At 47.4% G+C, this 18,518-nt stretch carries 14 protein-coding genes; 6 read left to right on the top strand and 8 right to left on the bottom strand.

Going from position 1 to position 18,518, the window contains the following annotated elements; genetic code table 11:
• Window positions 1-59 precede the first annotated feature (59 nt).
• From ACR1R9_RS14840 to ACR1R9_RS14820, 5 genes are all read left to right on the top strand, one after another.
• Window positions 60-788, top strand: a complete 729-nt coding sequence (locus ACR1R9_RS14840; RefSeq protein WP_433923300.1) for a (Fe-S)-binding protein — start codon at window positions 60-62, stop codon at window positions 786-788.
• Window positions 785-2,302 carry a LutB/LldF family L-lactate oxidation iron-sulfur protein gene (locus tag ACR1R9_RS14835; RefSeq protein ID WP_099852906.1) on the top strand — a complete coding sequence of 506 codons (1,518 nt, stop codon included), beginning with the start codon at window positions 785-787 and terminating at the stop codon, window positions 2,300-2,302. Before ACR1R9_RS14840 ends, ACR1R9_RS14835 begins: the two co-directional genes overlap by 4 nt.
• On the top strand, window positions 2,292-3,017 hold the full coding sequence (locus ACR1R9_RS14830; RefSeq protein ID WP_076289681.1) for a LutC/YkgG family protein: 726 nt from the start codon (window positions 2,292-2,294) through the stop codon (window positions 3,015-3,017). Before ACR1R9_RS14835 ends, ACR1R9_RS14830 begins: the two co-directional genes overlap by 11 nt.
• A gap of 260 nt (window positions 3,018-3,277) precedes the next feature.
• A complete protein-coding gene (locus tag ACR1R9_RS14825; RefSeq protein ID WP_433923301.1) occupies window positions 3,278-3,832 on the top strand; it encodes a glutathione peroxidase in 555 nt (184 codons plus the stop codon).
• A gap of 379 nt (window positions 3,833-4,211) precedes the next feature.
• A complete protein-coding gene (locus ACR1R9_RS14820) occupies window positions 4,212-7,385 on the top strand; it encodes a bifunctional cytochrome P450/NADPH--P450 reductase (protein ID WP_433923302.1) in 3,174 nt (1,057 codons plus the stop codon).
• Window positions 7,386-7,620: 235 nt separating this feature from the next.
• On the opposite strand, the gene ACR1R9_RS14815 is transcribed toward ACR1R9_RS14820, so the two are convergent.
• A complete protein-coding gene (locus tag ACR1R9_RS14815) occupies window positions 7,621-8,019 on the bottom strand; it encodes a hypothetical protein (protein WP_090896607.1) in 399 nt (132 codons plus the stop codon).
• Between the two features lie 120 nt (window positions 8,020-8,139).
• Between ACR1R9_RS14815 and ACR1R9_RS14810 the strand changes: the two genes are divergently transcribed.
• Window positions 8,140-8,484, top strand: coding sequence for a hypothetical protein (locus tag ACR1R9_RS14810; protein ID WP_076289685.1), 345 nt, complete (start codon window positions 8,140-8,142; stop codon window positions 8,482-8,484).
• 206 nt (window positions 8,485-8,690) lie between these two features.
• Here the strand turns inward: ACR1R9_RS14810 and ACR1R9_RS14805 are convergent, their stop codons facing one another.
• The 7 genes from ACR1R9_RS14805 to ACR1R9_RS14775 form a co-directional block, all read right to left on the bottom strand.
• Window positions 8,691-10,337, bottom strand: a complete 1,647-nt coding sequence (locus ACR1R9_RS14805; RefSeq protein ID WP_433923303.1) for an MGH1-like glycoside hydrolase domain-containing protein — start codon at window positions 10,335-10,337, stop codon at window positions 8,691-8,693.
• A 23-nt stretch (window positions 10,338-10,360) separates the two neighbouring features.
• Window positions 10,361-11,677: an ABC transporter substrate-binding protein gene (locus ACR1R9_RS14800; RefSeq protein WP_433923304.1), complete on the bottom strand. Its 1,317-nt coding sequence runs from the start codon at window positions 11,675-11,677 to the stop codon at window positions 10,361-10,363.
• 88 nt (window positions 11,678-11,765) lie between these two features.
• Window positions 11,766-12,605, bottom strand: a complete 840-nt coding sequence (locus tag ACR1R9_RS14795; protein WP_175381246.1) for a carbohydrate ABC transporter permease — start codon at window positions 12,603-12,605, stop codon at window positions 11,766-11,768.
• Between the two features lie 5 nt (window positions 12,606-12,610).
• Window positions 12,611-13,525, bottom strand: a complete 915-nt coding sequence (locus ACR1R9_RS14790) for a carbohydrate ABC transporter permease (protein ID WP_099852891.1) — start codon at window positions 13,523-13,525, stop codon at window positions 12,611-12,613.
• Between the two features lie 123 nt (window positions 13,526-13,648).
• Entirely contained in the window at window positions 13,649-15,214 is a 1,566-nt protein-coding gene (locus tag ACR1R9_RS14785; RefSeq protein ID WP_433923305.1) for a response regulator transcription factor, read from the bottom strand.
• The gene (locus ACR1R9_RS14780; protein WP_433923306.1) at window positions 15,186-17,003 is read right to left on the bottom strand and encodes a cache domain-containing sensor histidine kinase; all 1,818 of its coding nucleotides are present in this window, start codon (window positions 17,001-17,003) and stop codon (window positions 15,186-15,188) included. The genes ACR1R9_RS14785 and ACR1R9_RS14780 overlap by 29 nt, the downstream gene beginning before the upstream one ends.
• Window positions 17,004-17,111: 108 nt before the next feature.
• Window positions 17,112-18,401: a Gfo/Idh/MocA family oxidoreductase gene (locus tag ACR1R9_RS14775; protein WP_076289691.1), complete on the bottom strand. Its 1,290-nt coding sequence runs from the start codon at window positions 18,399-18,401 to the stop codon at window positions 17,112-17,114.
• Between the last annotated feature and the right edge of the window lie 117 nt (window positions 18,402-18,518).

Raw genomic sequence — 18,518 nt, 5'->3', positions numbered from 1 at the left:
GGTACTCGATACTTATAAGTGTTATAACAACAATTCATCAGTTATAGGAGCGTGTAATCATGAAGGTCTCCTTATTCATTACCTGCCTCAGCGATGCCATATATCCCCGCGTGGGGGAGGCGATGGTGAGATTGCTCGCCGCTCATGGCGTTCGGTTGGATTTCCCGCCCGTGCAGACCTGCTGCGGTCAGCCTTCTTACAACAGCGGGTATTGGGATGAGACACGGGTAGCCGCCAAAACGATTCTGGAAGCCTTTGATGACAGCGATTTTGTCGTCTGTCCCTCGGGCTCCTGTACGTACATGATTCATCATTATCCCGAGCTGTTTGTCGATGAACCTGTATGGCTGGAGAAGGCTAAACGTTTGGAAGCCAAAGCCTATGAATTCACGCAGTTTCTCGTTCAGGTGCTTGGCATCTCGGATTTGGGTGCACATTTTCCGCATAAGGTTACATACCACCCCTCCTGTCATGGCAGCCGTTTGTTAGGCGTTAAGGATGAGCCTATGGCATTACTTTCGGCAGTAAAAGGTTTGGAATTTGTTCCCCTTCCTTACGGAGAGGACTGCTGCGGCTTTGGGGGTACCTTTGCGATCAAAATGCCGGATATATCTGGGGCCATGGTCACAGAAAAGGTAGATCATATCAAAGAGACGGAAGCTGAAGTATTAGTAGGACTGGATATGGCCTGTCTAATGAATATCGCAGGTAACCTGCGGTATCGGAACGAACCAGTGCGTGTGATGCATTTGGCTGAACTGCTGTATGAGGGGGTGCAAACAGGATGAGTCAACCCGGTGTAATGGATGTTACCGTCAAAGAACGTGCAGAATTGGCTTTGAATGATGATTTCCTGCGGAAAGCCGTCAAGTTTACGACAGAACGATTGCGTAATGGCAAGAAGTCCGCATCCGAAGAACATGGCAACTGGGAAGAATGGCGCGAACGCGGACGTCAGATTCGTCTGCATACGATCGCACATCTGGATTATTACCTGAATGAATTTGTCAATAATGCACGTGCCAATGGAGTTCATATTCATTTTGCCGATACTTCGGTAGAGGCAGCAGCGATTGCACTTGATATTGCGGCTCACAAGCAGGCTTCTACCGTGGTAAAATCCAAGTCCATGGTGTCCGAGGAAGTGCATCTCAACCATGTATTGGAATCCGCAGGTATTGAAGCAATAGAGACCGATCTGGGCGAATATATCATTCAATTGGCGGGTGAAGCCCCATCTCATATCGTCATTCCGGCTATTCACAAGAACCGATACCAGATTGCGGACCTGTTATCCAAGGAAGCGGGAGAAATTCTGGAACCGGACACCACCGTACTTGCCGGATTTGTACGCAAAAAGCTGCGTGAGAAGTTCCTTGAAGCAGATATAGGCATGACCGGCTGCAATTTTGCGATTGCGGAGACGGGTTCCATGGTCCTATTTGAAAATGAAGGCAATGCCCGCATGGTATCCACCGTGCCAAAAACACAGATTACCTTAATGGGCATGGAGCGTATCATTCCATCCTGGACGGATCTGGAGGTGATGGCAACCTTACTGCCACGCTCCGCGACAGGTCAAAAATTGACGATGTATATGTCAGGCATAACCGGCCCTCGCCGAACAGAAGACGGGGACGGGCCAGATGAAATGCACATTATTATCGTGGATAATGGACGTTCACTTCAGTTGGGTGATCCCGAGTTTCAGGAGCTGTTGAACTGTATTCGCTGTGGTGCATGTCTGAACGCTTGTCCGGTATATCGTCATATCGGCGGGCATGCCTATGGTGGAACCTACAGTGGACCGATTGGAGCGGTACTTACACCTGCACTGAATGGCAATATCGATGAATGGAACGACATCGCGGGTGCTTCCAGTCTGTGCGGAGCCTGTTATGAAGCCTGTCCGGTCAAAATTCCGCTGCATGATATGCTCGTATATTTACGCAGACGCAAGGTGGAAGAGGGCCATGGCAATAAACTTGAGAGCGCTGGTATGAAAGGTTTTGCAGCGGTTGTATCCAATTCTAAACGATTCGGAGCGGCTATACGTCTCGGACAGATTGGTCAGAAAGCCGTTGTACGGAATAACGGAATTTCACTTAAACTTGGGCCCCTCAAAGGCTGGAACAGCTATCGGGTTGCGCCAAGCCTCGCGAAGCGTTCCTTCCGGCAGCAATGGAACAAGCTGGATCAAGAGCTGAATCAAGATAAAAAAGAGATGGATTCTTCCGTTCGGGATCGAATGGAACAGATTCTGCGTGAGCGCGAGGGGGGCGGTGGTCAACATGAACACTGAACATCAGGAATGGCTAGAGCAATTGGAGAAAAAGTCTCGTGCGAAGCAGGAGCACTTTATGAATGACATTGCGTCCAAATTGAGAAGACCACGGCAGACACATGCTCCGACTCAACCTTTTCGAGGTGCACCCGCATTCTGGACGGATTTGGAGTGGGACATAGATAAGCGCATACAGGCATTCACCGATAATTTTGTGAGTGTAGGGGCTCATATTGCGCGGGTAAGAGACATTGGCGAAGCTTCAGACTTTATCGCTAATAAATCTCATGAATTGAGTGCGAAATATATCATACGTCAGAATGAACAGGCACTGACGGATCTTGGATTGGAAGAGCAACTTCCCGATGTGCAGATTTCTGTATGGAACAGCCAAGCAGAGGAGAACTGGAAGGCACGGGCAGCCGAGGCAGATATCGGTGTAGTAATGGCGGATTATGCCACAGCATATACGGGTTCCGTCACTGTGCTTTCTTCGCCAGAAAAGGGACGCTCAGTGAGTCTATTGCCCACCGTACTCATCATTATTATTCCAGTTGAACGGCTCTACACCAGACTTGGTGAAACGCTTGATCGATTCGATGAAGCGGGAAGAGAGAATCTTCCGGCAGGCATACATTTTATTTCCGGTCCTAGTCGTTCTTCTGATATTGAAAATGATTTGACGATTGGTGTTCATGGGCCGGGGATTGTATATGGTCTTATTATGGGTTAGCTACATTTCGAAATGCACAACCTTAACGAATGACTGTCCAAAAGCAGCTTGTTGTCTGCGAAGGGCAGTTTTTTCTATGTTTAGTATTTCTATTATGAAAAGCATAATGAGCCATTCAATCATATGGCAGCAGACAAGATAGTTTATAGATAAAAACTATTAATATTATAATAGTTATATATTTAACCTATCAATAGAAGCGGTGTATAATCCATTTCAAGAGAGGGTTCATGTGAGAAACGACCAAGGAGGCGTTATGAATGAGTATATTTAACTATCCGGTTCCATTCATGGATGGAGGTACGGGTGATTTATCTGTTTTGAGGGGGAAAGTACTGCTTATTGTGAATACAGCCAGCAAGTGCAGTTACTCTCGACAATTTACGGAGCTTCAGCACTTGTATGAGCAGTATCGTGATCAAGGGCTGGAGATCCTGGCGTTTCCCTGTGATCAGTTTAATCACAAGGAACCGGGCAGTAATGATGAGATAGCTCAGTATTGCAGAAATCATTTTCATATTTCCTTTCCGATTTTTGAGAAGATCGAGGTTACCGGACCATTCATACATCCTTTGTTTCGCGATCTGGTCGAAACAGTCCCATTTGAGGGTTATGATATGGAATCGGAAGAAGGTCGGTGGATGAATCAGTTCCTCAAGGAGAAACATCCCGAATTATACCGGGGAGACGGGATCAAATGGAATTTCACCAAGTTTCTGATTGATCGAACAGGGGAAGTGAGTGGTCGATATGAGACTACGGTTACACCGAAAGAGATGGAGTCCGCGATTCGGGATTTGCTGAGACAGGCCTAGTTTGAGTTTGAGCGAACTGTGTATCTTCAAAATTCTAGTGTTCGTTCAGAGCAAAATATTCTCTATTTTAATGGACCAAAGGGGAAATTTACTCATGCCAATTCGGATGGATACCCATTGGTCCTAAGACTTTGAGACTGTTGAAGATTAGGACTGGAAATGTTAGGGTAAAAGAAAGATAACGAAGGAGCCCATTTTTTTTAATCTAAACTGACCAATATACCATTTTGGTCAGTTGGTTCCGGTATGATTTTCAGGTTATCTGGATGAAATATGAAAATTTGCAGAAAATGTAGTCGTGTCTGTTGATCTGAAGTCGTAGTTGAACGAAGGTATTATTTTTTAGTCGAACGTAACACTTGGAAGAGGAGTGAGTATTATGGCGCAAATTTCAGTTCCCCAACCCAAAACTTTTGGACCTTTAGGAAACTTACCACAGTTAAACACCGATGAGCCTGTACAATCCCTAGTGAAGCTCGCTGAAGAGTATGGCCCCATTTTTCGAATGGATTATCCTGGCCGAAGTGAATTGTATATTTCAGGTCATAAACTGGTAGCTGAGGTTACCGACGAATCCAAATTCGATAAACGTGTATGGGCACCGCTGGAGAAGGTACGTGCATTTGCCGGAGATGGCCTGTTTACGAGTTGGACTCAAGAACCGAATTGGAAAAAAGCTCACAATGTGTTGCTGCCCAGCTTTAGCCAGCGTGCGATGCAGGGATATCACAACAAAATGATTGATCTCGCTGTACAGCTCGTGCAGAAGTGGTCCAGATTAAACCCGGATGAGACGGTTAACGTACCTGATGATATGACTCGTCTCACCCTGGATACGATTGGATTGTGCGGATTCAACTACCGATTTAACAGCTTTTACCGGGAAGAACCGCATCCCTTCATTACCAGTATGGTTCGAGCGTTGGACGAATCGATGAGTTCGTTGCAGCGTTTGCGTCTGCAAGACAAGCTGATGATCACCAAAAAGAAACAGTTTGAGCAGGATATCCGTTCGATGTACTCACTAGTGGATCATATTATTGCGGAGCGTAAGGAGCAGCCCCAGGAAGGGGCGGACGATCTGTTATCCCACATGCTTAGTGGCAAGGACCCGGAAACCGGGGAAACGCTGGACGATGAAAATATCCGTTACCAGATCATCACCTTCCTGATTGCTGGACATGAGACGACGAGTGGCTTGTTGTCCTTTGCCATCTATTATTTAATGAAAAATCCGGATACACTTGCCAAGGCTCAAGCTGAAGCAGATCAGATTCTAAAAGATCCGGTTCCAACATACAATCAGGTCCGCAATCTGAAATATGTTCGCATGGTTTTGAACGAAGCATTACGGTTGTGGCCTACGGCTCCAGCATTCTCCTTATACGCGAAGAAAGACCTTGTTCTGGACGGGAAATATCCTTTGCAAAAAGGGGATAGTGTCAGTGTACTTATTCCCAAGCTGCACCGGGACAAAGAAGCATGGGGCGAAGACGTCGAGGCATTCCGTCCAGAACGGTTCGAAGATCCGAGCAAGGTGCCACATGATGCCTATAAACCGTTTGGTAATGGTCAGCGGGCCTGCATTGGCCAGCAGTTCGCCCTTCAGGAAGCAACGCTTGTGCTAGGTATGGTCCTGAAGCATTTTGAATTCATCGATCATGCGGACTATCAGTTGAAAGTGAAAGAAACGTTGACGCTCAAACCCGATAACTTCACGATTCGTGTTCGTGCACGCGGGGGGCAACCGGTCATGGCTGTGCCGGGTGTTGCCGTGGAGGAACCGACTCCGGTTGCCAAACGACAAGAGCAGGATACAGCAAATGCCCATCACACCCCGATGCTCGTCCTGTATGGATCCAATCTCGGGACTGCGGAAGGTATTGCGCGTGAAATCGCAGATACCGCAAGATATCAGGGCTTCCGCAGCGAGGTGGCTACCCTGGATGATCGTGTAGGTAAACTTCCGAAGGAAGGCGTCGTCATCATTGTGAGTGCATCCTACAATGGTCAGCCACCAAGCAATGCCAAGGATTTTGTTGAATGGATTGAACATGCGGATGCAGGGGAATTCCAAGGCGTTCGATTCTCTGTTCTCGGATGTGGGGATCACAACTGGGCCAGCACGTACCAGCGTATCCCACGTTTGATTGATGAGCAGTTATCTTCTAAAGGAGCAGAACGGTTATCACCCATCGGAGAAAGTGATGCCAGCGGGGACTTTGAGAAACAGGTTGGAGACTGGACTGAGCAACTATGGCCGGATCTGGCACGAACTCTGGGCCTCAAGTTGAACACAAGCTCAGGTAGTGAGCGCAGTTCCTTGTCAGTACAGTTTGTCAGCGGACTGGCAGTAACGCCGCTCGCGGATACGTATGATGCACATGTTGCTGAAGTGCTTGAGAATCGGGAACTTCATGATGCGGGCAGTGAACGAAGCACACGTCATCTGGAGATTAAACTGCCTGAAGGCGCAACCTATAAGGAAGGCGACCACCTGGGCATTTTACCGCAAAACCCGTCTGAGCTCGTAGAACGAGTACTGAAACGATATGGATTTACAGGTACGGAACATCTGGTTCTGGATGCCTCTGGTCGCAGCGCAGCTCATCTGCCATTGCACCAACCGGTTAATCTGGTCGATCTGCTCAGTCACAGTGTGGAGCTTCAGGAAGCGGCAACTCGGGCCCAACTGAGGGAACTCGCGGCGTACACGGTATGTCCACCGCATAAGAAGGAGCTCGAAGCGCTTCTTGATGAGTCTGTATACATGGAAGAAGTACGTAAGAAACGTATATCCATGCTGGATTATTTGGTGAAATACGAAGCATGTGAGCTGCCTTTCGAACGGTTCTTGGAACTGCTGCCTTCCCTGAAAGCCCGATATTATTCAATCTCCAGCTCACCACGAGTGCAACCTGAGCAGGCCAGCATTACCGTCAGCGTAGTGCGTGCTCCGGCGTGGAGTGGTCAGGGAGAATATAAAGGTATAGCGTCTAACTATCTAGCCAACTTGAAGCCGGGTGAAGAGGTAGTCATGTTCATACGTACGCCTGAGTCCGGGTTCGAACTACCAGAAAATGCAGAGGCTCCAATTATTATGGTTGGTCCGGGGACGGGCGTAGCTCCATTCCGTGGTTTCCTGCAGGCAAGACGTGTATTGAAGGAAAAAGGTCAGCAGGTTGGCGAGGCCCATCTGTATTTTGGATGTCGCAACCCTGAACATGACTATTTGTATAAAAATGAACTCGAAACAGCCGAACAAGAGGGGCTTGTCCAGCTTCATACCGCTTTCTCCCGTGTGGACGGGGAAGAGAAATGTTACGTGCAGCATCTAATGAGAGATGATACCCACAAATTGATTCCTCTGCTTGAGCAGGGTGGACATCTGTATGTTTGCGGCGATGGCAGCAAGATGGCACCTGATGTTGAAGCAACACTCAAGAAAGCGTACTCTGATGTCAGCGGCAACTCCACGGAGCAAGCCGATGCGTGGTTAGAACGTTTGCAGCAGGAAGGTCGTTATGCCAAAGATGTGTGGACAGGTATCTGAGTGATACGTTCCTGATTTCAATCATTGATAGGCATCTACGCGGTGAGACACAGAAGGATCCTGTGCTCACCGCTTTTTGCTATGGCACAATATCCGAGCAGACTAATGCACCTATGAGTTATACTAGGGAAGAGAAATATGCATATCATGACATGGGATAGATCCAGGGTATGGATCGTTCTTTAATCAAGATTGCAAGTACAGACAGATATGAATTCAGCGAAGTCTGGTCTCATTATTTCTTCTTTTTATTCGTTGGGCGATAGATCGATTCGACCTGAGTTAGCGGAAAGAGAATACGTGAGGAGAATTTACCCTTTCCCTGCAGCTCAATGTAATCCAGTCCAACACCAACAAGTCGGATATTGTTAAATGCATTTCGAGATGGGAATACCGTGCGGATGCCTACCCGTATGCCTCGCCGTGCTCGTGGTACATCAAATACACGAATGGAAAACAAGCTGAGTGGAATAAATAACTGCCGATTAACTTTGATGAAATTGCGCGGATATACTTTTCTAATTATTCCAGGTTCCAGACCAGACAATGGAGCATTCAGTTCTGCCAGATGTCCCTGGAACTCGGCCAGACGCTGCTGAAGTGTTTTTCCTGTATGAAGTTGGTGCCAATTCATAAGCAATCCTCCGTTCGCCATTTATACCTACTATATGAATGGACGAGGGCAAGAGGTGAGCGAAATGGCGCCCATGTTACTCATGATAAGGTACAACTTAAGATATAGGGAGTGATTCAGATGGACGTGGAAATGTATAAAGACCTCATTCGGGATGAACGTGGCAACTATTATATCGCGGTACAGATGGAGGGTAATGAACTTACGCTTGTTAACGCATTTGTTGAAGCATCGTTTACACCGGAACTGATCTATAATGAAGAATTTCGCAATAAACATAAAGAGATGGAAGGCGGCTTTGTAGGCAAAATCGCAATGGACCTTCTCCGACATGATGTGGTCATGGGTTTGAAACAAATGGACAGAAAGCTGCTGGAGCTGTCGGATGTTGAACAGAAGTACACGGTGAACTATATAGATACGATTGAGTTCTATCGCCACCCTGCGTGGGAGCGGAAAGCATAAGAAAATGTTGGCTTTCTCGTATAAATAAAGGGAGTCTTCAAAAGTTAACTTCTCTTCATCCGTCGTGGACAGTCCATACGATATTAAATTGTAAAAGCGCAAGTACAGGGGATTTCCTCCTGCTACTTGCGCTTTTGCTGTTGCAACTCTATATCGGCCAATGGGCCTGATTAATGCTCCTGAAGAAAGGATACTTTTTTAACCCACTAGCAATAAGAAGGATAGATGATGCCAATATCCCGTTCTGTTTTCAAGTTTCCCTCAATATATCGCTGGAGTTCATTTCCTTTGATTCGAAACGGAATGCATTTTCCTCGATAGATCAGTTCACCTTCAATCGTGCGCACGCTCATTCCGATGATGCCTTCCAAATGTCCACTACGATCCGTAATGAATCGAATTCCCGCTGGTCCTTCCATAAAAACCTTACCATCCTGATATACCGTTACCCGTTCTGGCGTGTTCACCAATTCAAAATGCAGTCCATTCATCGTGCGGCTGTACGCCGTATGACCAGCTACTTCTTCGCCATGATCCATGTCGATGGGGAGAAGACCGGTAAACCACAGTTGATCCGATCCAACCGGCATGATGCCGCATAACCGTTCCACATAATCAAGCAGGCAAAGAATGGAGGGGGAATAGGTTTCGGTAAAACCTTCCTCCCCGGTCCATGGACTTAAAGCCTGCGGAAAGCGCGTTGCTTTGGAAAGGGACGACAAGATGGGTTGCAGCACCCAGGTCAATTCCACATAGCGATGGTGATATTCAAATGCATGTGGTGCACGGATCAGACTCAGGAAATTGGATGCTCCACCCCAACTGTTATAAGAGGAGAACGGATCGAACCTTGGATCATCCATCGACATGGAGGTAAACGGGTATTTGGCGAAAAACTTGCTTGTGTTCAGCAAATACCTGCGCAGCATGTTATCAAACAATTCACGGTCGCCCACCTCGCAGGCCATCACACGCAGTAGCACATCGGACTGTACCCTGACGAATTCGTCGTTGCGATCCCGGTCGTAGAAGAACATATCCTCTTCGTCATAACAGTAGCGGAAGAGACTTTCGAGACTAGTTTCAGCTTTTGCTTTCCAATCACCACTAGACTCCCCAAGTTCCTCAGCCATTTGGGATAAATATATGCGCTGGCAATATATATTGGCGGTTAAGTCTGGTGCCAAAAAAGGCAGGACCGGAGAGTCCGGATGGTAGGACGCAGCATCATTCATATAAGGTGTATCCGGGACATGCCAGAACCGGGGGGACAGATCATGCCCGGTATCAAAGGTGCTAAATGCCTCCACACAGCCTTTCCCCCGGGTATTACGATACGTTGCAATCCATTCGTCGTATTGTACCATTGCCTTGTACATGGTCTTCAGGAAGGAGCGGTTCTTTCCATGAAGTTGGTAGTGGTTCCATACGCTTCGTGCCAATGGTGTAACGAGTTGAATCTGACGAAAGGAAGGACCGTTCTCCGTTAGCTTATAAGGCAGCAATCCATCTTCTCTTTGGTGTCGGGCAAAAGCTAGATAGGTCGTTTCCGATACGGAAGGAATCAGACGTGACAGCAGCTCCGCATTAATGGTGCCCGTACTCTCCAGCCAGCAGCCCAGATAGATGCCACCTTCCTGAAGAATGGGCTCACTGCCGTTCAGAGGCACAATGCAAGTCAGTAACTTCTCCAATGCGGAATAATAAGTCGCTTCCAAACGTCCGCCGGATGCCGCGAATCGAACACCCGACGCCTGCCATTCCTGTATTAACTTTTGATCCTCCGGTTTACCTGGCTGCACATGATCGTGGATCGAGATCTGCCGCAGCTTGTTCAGCAGGGCTTCTGTCATGTTGACCTCCTTGAAGCGGTTAATTATTGATTGGATTCAAAAATTCGTACGGTGCCATTATAGAAGTCAGTCACGGCTTGCTCCACACTTTTTCGGCCAAAGCCGATTTCCTGGTTGGTTGTCTGGGCCAACTTGGAGAATTCAGCGAATCCCGGAGGATTATAGCTCACGTCAAAAGGCTCCGTTTTTGTAGCTTCAGATACAAAGCTGGTGTAATTATATACAATCTCCTCGACAGGTCCCGCTTCTTGTTGAAGCAGATTGCGGTTGGCTTCCGTAACGGGCACGCCGCGGTCGTTGCCGAGAATTTTGGCTGCGTCCGGATCATTAATCCAGAAATCCATCAGGATCGCGACTTCTTTTGCATGTTTGGTATTTGCATAACCGGACAACCCCTGACTGGATTCAAATACAACCCCAGTTCCTTTTGGACCCCGTGGTACAGGCAAAAGAATTAACTTATCTTCCGTGAGACTCTGGAAAGCAGCCAGTTGATTCGAAGGAAGCAAGCTCATAGCCGCCTTGCCCGTAATAAGCAAGGATTTACTCGTATCATCCGGTGGATTGGAAACCTGCAATTCAGGCGTGACCACACCTCCGGATTTGGAAGCCTGCTCCCAGTAAATGAACCATTCCAAAATGTCTTCTTTTGCAAATCCGAGCGTGCCGTTCTTCATATCATATAGCTGTTTGCCGCGTTGTTTCAAAAAGATGTCCATACCGTCAACCGTGAAATTATAGGTTCCATAAAAGCCCTTGCCGAGCTTGTCGGACAGCTCCTTGCTGATTGCAGCATAATCTTTCCAAGTCCAATCCGAAGCTGGCAAAGGGATTCCCGCTTGATCGAACAGCGCCTGATTGACGACAATGCCCCGTGCATTCGCACCCGCGGAAATATGCTGCAACTTTCCATCAAGACGCCCATACTCAACCATGGTGGCATCCATGCCATCCAGATTCAGTTCACTACCGACATAAGGGTCCAGGTTCAAAAGCACATCCTTCTTGGCGTAGTCAACCACGTTACCTCCAAGGAAGAAAATATCCGGTGCTGTGCCTGACGCGAGCTGTGTATTCAACTTGTCAAAATATCCGGAGGAAGGCGCAAATTCACCTACAATTTTAATATTCGGATGTTTCTCCTGAAAAACCTTCAGGGCTTCATTCGTAATATCTGCCCGTTTTTGATCGCCCCACCACATCATGCGCAATTCGACTTGCCCGTCTTCCGCGGTTTCCGTTCCTTTTTGCTCATCAGCGCCGGTATGATCCGTTCCAGAGCAGGCAGTTACCAATAACAGGAGCGAAGCTATAACAGTGATCATTAATCGTTTGAACATGAGAAATCCCCCTGACGATGGATAATGAAAAACATAATATCTGTTGTACACGTATTGCGTCTGGACAGGTATTTTCGTAATTTCGTAATCACTTCAGCCCAGTCGTTGCAATTCCCTCTAGAAAATAACGCTGAAATACCAGAAAGATAATGGTCACAGGCAGCAGAGACAGCGTGGACATGGCGAGCAGTGCGCCCCAATCCGATTGTCCCGATGGATCGAATAACGACCGAATCCCAAGCTGTACGGTAAACAGATCAATTTTGCTCAGGTAGATCATCTGACTAAAGAAGTCATCCCAGCTCCAGATGAAGGTGAAGATCGCTGTTGTGATCAGGGCAGGAACGAGAAGAGGCACCACGATTCTGAAAAAAATCTGCGATTGCCCGCAACCGTCAATAGTTGCACTCTCGTCCAGCTCCCGTGGGATACCACGGATGAATTGAACCATGAGCAGAATGAAGAAGGAATCCTGTGCCAGCCACTTGGGCAGAATGAGCGGGAAATACGTATTAATCCAATGCAGCTCGTTATACAGAATGTACTGAGGTACCAGGGTTACATGGTAAGGAAGCATGATTGTGACCAGCATAATGCTGAACCACAGGCCTTTGAACTTGAACTTCAATCTGGAAAAAGCGTAGGCTGCAAAGGAACAAGAAATCACATTTCCCAACACACTCATGACCGAGATCAACGCCGAGTTGCCGAAGAAGCGGCCAAACGACACCCCTTGCAATCCTTTCCAGCCATTCACAAAATGTTCAAGAGTAAAGCTGGTTGGAATCAGGCTACTATTCGTGAAGATGAGATGATTTGGTTTAAACGAACTGAGAATTAACCATAACACCGGATACAACATCAGCAGACCGAAGAGGATAATGGCGGCATGCCTCCCGGCTTGAACCAAACGTCGCTTTAGTGGCATGTGTACTATCTCCCTTCCTGATTGTCGCCGTAGAACACCCAGAATTTCGAGGTGAGAAAGACGATTGCGGTGAATACCCCGATAATGACCAGCATGATCCACGCCAGGGCAGAAGCATAACCCATATCAAAGAACGAGAAGCCTTTCAGATACAGGTACAAGGTATAGAACATTGTGGCGTCGAGCGGACCTCCGCGTCCATCCCCGATCACATAAGCGGGTGTAAAGGCTTGAAACGAATTGATCATGCTCATGATCAGGTTGAAAAAAATAACAGGCGAGAGCATCGGAAGTGTGATGCCGAAGAATTGGCGTACCTTTCCGGCCCCGTCGACGTCCGAAGCTTCATATAAATCGGCTGGAATTTGCTTTAGGCCAGCCAGGAAGATAACCATGGCCGAACCGAACTGCCATACAGAGAGTGTGATGATCGTATAGACCACATAATCGGGATGTGCAATCCAGGCGGGTCCGGTGATTCCGAACCAACTCAGAAACTGATTGACCAAGCCACTTCCTTCGAAAATCTGACGCCAGACGATCGCAATAGCGACGCTGCCTCCCAATAGGGAAGGGATGTAATACACGGTTCGGTATAAGCCGAGTCCCCGAATCCCTTTGTTCAGCGCCATTGCTACAAGCAGGGCGAAGGCAAGCCTGAGCGGAACGGATAGAAATACATAATAAAATGTTAGCCCCAAAGATCTGCGAAAGGTATCGTCTTCGGTAAAAATCTGGACATAGTTGCTAAGCCCCGTCCACGTGGGTGATGATAACAAATTAAATTTAGTCAAGGACAGGTAGAGCGACGCAACCATCGGTCCGAGTGTCAGACAGAAAAGTCCGATGAGCCAGGGCAGCAGAAACAAATAGGCAGTCATATTCTGCTGGCCGTATAACGGCTTGGACAGCTTTCTCATCATAGGCCTCCCTTCAGGATTGGATGTGAATTCGTGATCACCGCGGAATTGAATCCGCTTACAATATTTGCGGTGATTCTCTTGGTAAATTCATCATACCGGGGAGGAGGAGAAGCCGGAATCTCATTTCTTCGGATCATGATTATCAATTTTTTCGGAATGCAGCAAACGATAATCTGAAGGACTTATGTTGAACATTTTTTTGAATTTTGAACTGAAATAGCTTGGGGAACGGAAGCCTGTCAGCTCTGTAACATCCCAGACGGTTAGTTGGGTTTCCCTCAGTAAACGTATGGCATGTTTCATTCGCACCTCGGTTACATATTGAATAAAAGAGATGCCGGCAGCTTCTTTGAATATCTCTGAAAAATAGGTAGAGTTGTAGTTATAATGGTCAGCTAACGAAGTTAATGTCAGTTCCAGCATGTAATTTTCCTCAATATATCGTTTGGCCGATTCAATAACCGTATCTTCTCCAACCTCGGATGGCTGCTGTTGATTCACAAAATCTTCCGCCCAATGCATCAGCAGCAGTTCTGCCTGATCTGGAGTCTTTAGCCAAAGCACCCATTCCGGGGAAATCCACGAGGATTCCTGTTCGAACAATAATGAAATTTGAAAAAGGCTTCGGATCATATGGGAAGTGGATATCCGAAATGAGTCAGTAAGCTCCTTTCGAATCACGGTGCGGAAGGAATCCAGCTCTCCACGAATGAGGCAACGATGCAGCATGCGACTGGTTTCCTCAGGCAGTAATGGACTATGATCTACTACGGGCACACGGTCCTGTGCACCTTTGCGCCCAGCAGAGTTCCAAGCCAAGAGGGAATGAATATAGCCTTCTTTCCAGCGCTCAAACCCAGACACGGACAATCCCAATCCAACTTGTACATCTATCGTTAAGATAGAGCGGGTCTGTGCTGTGATCTGCTGAGCAAATTCGTGCTGAATACCTTCCAATGTTATGAAATGCATGATTCCAGGGTGGGCTCCGTCATGGAACACTTGCACGTTATCTGGATAGGATTGAGCCATTTCGTGACAAAGCAGCTCAAAGGGTAGGTGGAGCTTTTCGGGAATACGTTCCACTGAGGCAGTCTGTATACCGGAGTTTCGCATGCCAGCGGTGATGAAACAGACGCTGTGATCCTGCCAGGATTCCAGATGAAACAGCCGCATTCGTTCTGGCAGTGAAGAAGGTGGGAGGCGATGTCCCCTAACAAGATCAAGCAGGAAACGTTGCTTCATTTCTTTGTAATACTGGGAGAGACGCCATTGCATCATTTCGGAATCGCCGTGCAGCTGTTTCTTTTTATCCAACTCATCTTTGATTTTATTTAAAGTGGTTTTCAGTTCATCCCGGGTTACAGGCTTCAGCAAATAGTCCATGGCCTGGCTGCGCACACCTGCTCTGGCATAGTGGAAATCTTCATATCCAGTGATGATCATAATTTGAATGGAAGGATTAAGGCTTCGGCAAACGTCCAGTAATTGGACGCCATCCATGACCGGCATGTTCATGTCTGTAATTAACAAGTCAAAATGTTCAGTTTTCAGAAGCTCTTCCGCTTCGATGCCGTTTGCTGCTTCACCTGAAATGATAAAGCCCATGTCTTGCCAGTTCACTTTCAATTTTAGTCCTTCGCGAACCTCGATCTCGTCATCTGCGATCAATACGTTGTACATCATATTCCTCCTGTGCGGGTAGAATCAGTTCAATAGACGTGCCGTTATGCTCTCCGTTCTCGATCTGAATGTTAAACAGACTTCCGTAATGCAAGCGGCAGCGTGCAACTACATTACCGAGCCCAATGTGCCAGCTTTGGCTTCGCAATAGGGGTTCCAGCTGAGATGCTTCAACAGGATCATGAATTTTCTGGATGATTTCGGCTGGAATCCCGGGCCCATTGTCTGAAATGTTGAAATGAAGGTGGTTATTCCGTCTGGAGATCAGGATGTGTACCTCTGCCGTCGTCTGATGCTGGAAGCTGTATTTGACGGCATTCTCGATAAGCGGCTGAAGAATAAATTTAATGATGACCAGAGAATTCAGCCTGCCTTCCTGTGTCAGAGTAACGTCCAGCTTATGACCGAAACGGGTTTGCAGAATGGAGATATAGTGGCGGATATAAGCCAGTTCCTCTGCAAGCTGTACCCTGTCGTCACTTGTATTCATGGAGAATCGCATCATTTTGCCCAGATCCTCAATGACCTGAACTGTATCATCCGTTCGGCGCTGCATGGCGAGACTGCTCACCAGTTCCAGCGTGTTAAACATAAAATGGGGATTAATCTGCATGAGCAGCGCTTTATACTCAGCTTGCTGGCGGAGAAGCTTCAGCTCGAATTCGTTCTGGATGTGCTGTCGCAATCGGCTGATCATGTAGCGGAAAGTGGAGATGACATAACTGACTTCGCTTTTTACATTTTTGTCCGGAGGCAGAAGGGACTCTGCTTGATCGAATGCGCCGCGCTGTACCTGTCTCATGGCCAATACCAGTCGTGTTAAAGGTTTGGTGACGCCATAAGAGAGCCAGGCAGCGGCAAACAAAGAGACGAAAATGAGAACAATGGTGACCACCAGAATGGTACTCTGAAGTTTGTGAAGAGAAGAATATAGCTCTTTTTCCGGTGCCAGACCAGCCAGCATCCAGCCCGTACGCCCCAGCTTTTTGTATACCAGAATGTCACGCTGTCCTTCATCATTGTTCAGGTACACCACACCCGATTTGAGCGAGTTGTTCCGGATCTGATCGATTTCTGCTAAAGCCTCGGCACCAAGCTGATTGGCCTGTTGGGAAAGAATGGGACTTCCTTGTTGGCCCAGTAGAAAAATAGTGCTGCTCTCAGCCAGATGGATTCGGTTAAGCGGTTCCAGAAAGTAAGATTCGCTGACGTTAATTTTCATCACATTTTGGGCTGTAGCATGGTGAAAGGTCCCGATGGGCATTAGCAGACTAACTACCGGGTTGCCGTGATCCCTTATATTTTCATGTTGATCGGTATGTGCAGGCAGCCAGTGATTCTCTGAGATAAAGAAATTTTTGTACCATGATTCCTGCAAAAAGAGAGCGTCGGTCGTTACTTGATTTTCACTGCCAATCCTCAGTCCATTTCGTCGATAGATGGATACATCGGAGATACTGGTGTAGCTGTTCGTAGCCTGGGTCAGAAAACGGCTCATCGCCAGATTGACAAGCATCTTTTCCCCTTCAGGAAGGTTGGAGTCACTTATTGCGTTATCCCAGTTCTTGGCGGTATCGCTGTTGAAAATAAGAGAGGCTACATCATAGATCTGCATTTGAACCATATCGACATAGGAACCGTATTCCTCCATCTTCTCAAGAGCAGAGGATTCAATGTAAGAGCGGATTACAGTACGTGATTCCTTAAAAAGTAGGAAAGAGAGTGCGCCAAAACAGAGAACGAAGAGCACAATGATAAAGGCGATCAGACGACTTTTTAATGAGAAAAACATGGATTCCTCCTTAAGCGAATAGACTTCAAGACCGTCGTCAAAATGGGAAAAAGACTGCGTATTACACGCAGTCTTTGAATTAAATGTGGTTGGAGCGGCCTTGCGTTCCTAGAAACGAACCAGATTGTTGATGCGAACAGGTAAGCCGGTTGCGATGGCGCGGTTGGCTGCAATTCCGGTGAGGATGGATCTTGCTCCGTCGAATTGGTTGGCAGCGCGGTGGTATGGATCTTCCGCTGGCTCTCCAAACAGATCATTCAGAAGTACAGGATCACCTCCGCCATGACCGCCTTCTTTTTCCTCGACCTGAACCTCGTATGGGGCATCGAACATGGGAAGGACACGCAGTGTTTTGCCAATCAATGCACCTTCAAGATTTTTGTCACCCAGCGAGTTAACATAGGATTGTTCTACAATGTTCATTTCGATCCGGCCTTTGGTGCCATTAATGGCGATGCGATAGCCTTCCCACGGCTGGTATGCAACCAGTGAATAGGTCAAAATGGCTTTGTTCTGATACTGGACAAGAACGCCCATCGTATCCTCGATGTTGATGCCATCTCCGAATACGCTTTGATCCCGCTGGTAGCCGTCTTCCGGTTCAGCATCCAGATACATGGCTTTGAGATGTGCATCCGAATCCAGATGCAGGGCAAAAGGATCTTCTTGCGCAATCGGGTTGCCCGTTGCACGAGTGTAAAACTGGGTCACGCCTCGTTCCTCTGCGTTCTCTCTACCATAATACATGAGATCGCCGAATGCGAAGACGGTCTCAGGCTGCGAACCGATCCAGAAATTGACCAAGTCGAAGTGATGCGTGGATTTGTGCACGAGCAGTCCGCCACTATTACGCTTGTCCCGGTGCCAGCGGCGGAAGTAATCTGCGCCATGGCGCGTATTCAGCAGCCATTCGAAGTGGACCGAAGTCACTTTTCCGATTGTGTCATTCTGAATCAGTTCCCGTATTTTGGTATGGTGCGGCGCATAACGGTAGTTAAAGGTGACGCGTATATTTTGTCCAGTCCGCTTGACGGCATCAAGAATATCCTGACATTTGTGTTCATCGATGGTCATGGGCTTCTCAGTCACAACATCACAGCCAAGCTCCATTGCTCGAATGATATATTTGTGGTGGGTGCGGTCGATGCTGGTTACAATGACGAAGTCCGGCTTCTCGTTCTCAATCATCTGATCAAACTGATCTGCAGGATAGGTTGGCACCTCATTGTATTTATATTTTTCCCTCAGCAGCTGATTGGCGTAATTCATGCGTGTCTGGTTAATATCACAAAAAGCTGCAAGTTCGGATGTTTCCCTGAAATTTTGGGCTAATGCTCCATAGAAAAATTCAGCACGGCCGCCTGTTCCGACCAATACGTAGCGTTTTTTGTTACTCATGTCTATCGCCTCCTTGAATATAGCTTTAGACTATAACAAGGAAGCACTTCATTCGCCGCTTTTTGTGCGTAATCGCTTTCAAATGCCGCTTATTTTGCTATAATTCAACTAAAGGGG

Origin of the sequence: Paenibacillus taichungensis (assembly GCF_050994985.1) — a bacterium.
GTDB lineage: Bacteria > Bacillota > Bacilli > Paenibacillales > Paenibacillaceae > Paenibacillus > Paenibacillus taichungensis.
The sequence above is the reverse complement of the archived record's forward strand: the minus strand, read 5'-3'. Positions and strand labels throughout refer to the sequence as shown.

Bases quoted from the DNA above. Each gene is read 5' to 3' on its own strand.
- ACR1R9_RS14775 (WP_076289691.1), bottom strand. From the start codon at position 18,401: ATGAGTAACAAAAAACGCTACGTATTGGTCGGAACAGGCGGCCGTGCT.
- ACR1R9_RS14840 (WP_433923300.1), top strand. From the start codon at position 60: ATGAAGGTCTCCTTATTCATTACCTGCCTCAGCGATGCCATATATCCC.
- ACR1R9_RS14790 (WP_099852891.1), bottom strand. From the start codon at position 13,525: ATGAGAAAGCTGTCCAAGCCGTTATACGGCCAGCAGAATATGACTGCC.
- ACR1R9_RS14780 (WP_433923306.1), bottom strand. From the start codon at position 17,003: ATGTTTTTCTCATTAAAAAGTCGTCTGATCGCCTTTATCATTGTGCTC.
- ACR1R9_RS14830 (WP_076289681.1), top strand. From the start codon at position 2,292: ATGAACACTGAACATCAGGAATGGCTAGAGCAATTGGAGAAAAAGTCT.
- ACR1R9_RS14800 (WP_433923304.1), bottom strand. From the start codon at position 11,677: ATGTTCAAACGATTAATGATCACTGTTATAGCTTCGCTCCTGTTATTG.
- ACR1R9_RS14815 (WP_090896607.1), bottom strand. From the start codon at position 8,019: ATGAATTGGCACCAACTTCATACAGGAAAAACACTTCAGCAGCGTCTG.
- ACR1R9_RS14820 (WP_433923302.1), top strand. From the start codon at position 4,212: ATGGCGCAAATTTCAGTTCCCCAACCCAAAACTTTTGGACCTTTAGGA.
- ACR1R9_RS14825 (WP_433923301.1), top strand. From the start codon at position 3,278: ATGAGTATATTTAACTATCCGGTTCCATTCATGGATGGAGGTACGGGT.
- ACR1R9_RS14795 (WP_175381246.1), bottom strand. From the start codon at position 12,605: ATGCCACTAAAGCGACGTTTGGTTCAAGCCGGGAGGCATGCCGCCATT.
- ACR1R9_RS14805 (WP_433923303.1), bottom strand. From the start codon at position 10,337: ATGACAGAAGCCCTGCTGAACAAGCTGCGGCAGATCTCGATCCACGAT.
- ACR1R9_RS14785 (WP_433923305.1), bottom strand. From the start codon at position 15,214: ATGATGTACAACGTATTGATCGCAGATGACGAGATCGAGGTTCGCGAA.
- ACR1R9_RS14835 (WP_099852906.1), top strand. From the start codon at position 785: ATGAGTCAACCCGGTGTAATGGATGTTACCGTCAAAGAACGTGCAGAA.
- ACR1R9_RS14810 (WP_076289685.1), top strand. From the start codon at position 8,140: ATGGACGTGGAAATGTATAAAGACCTCATTCGGGATGAACGTGGCAAC.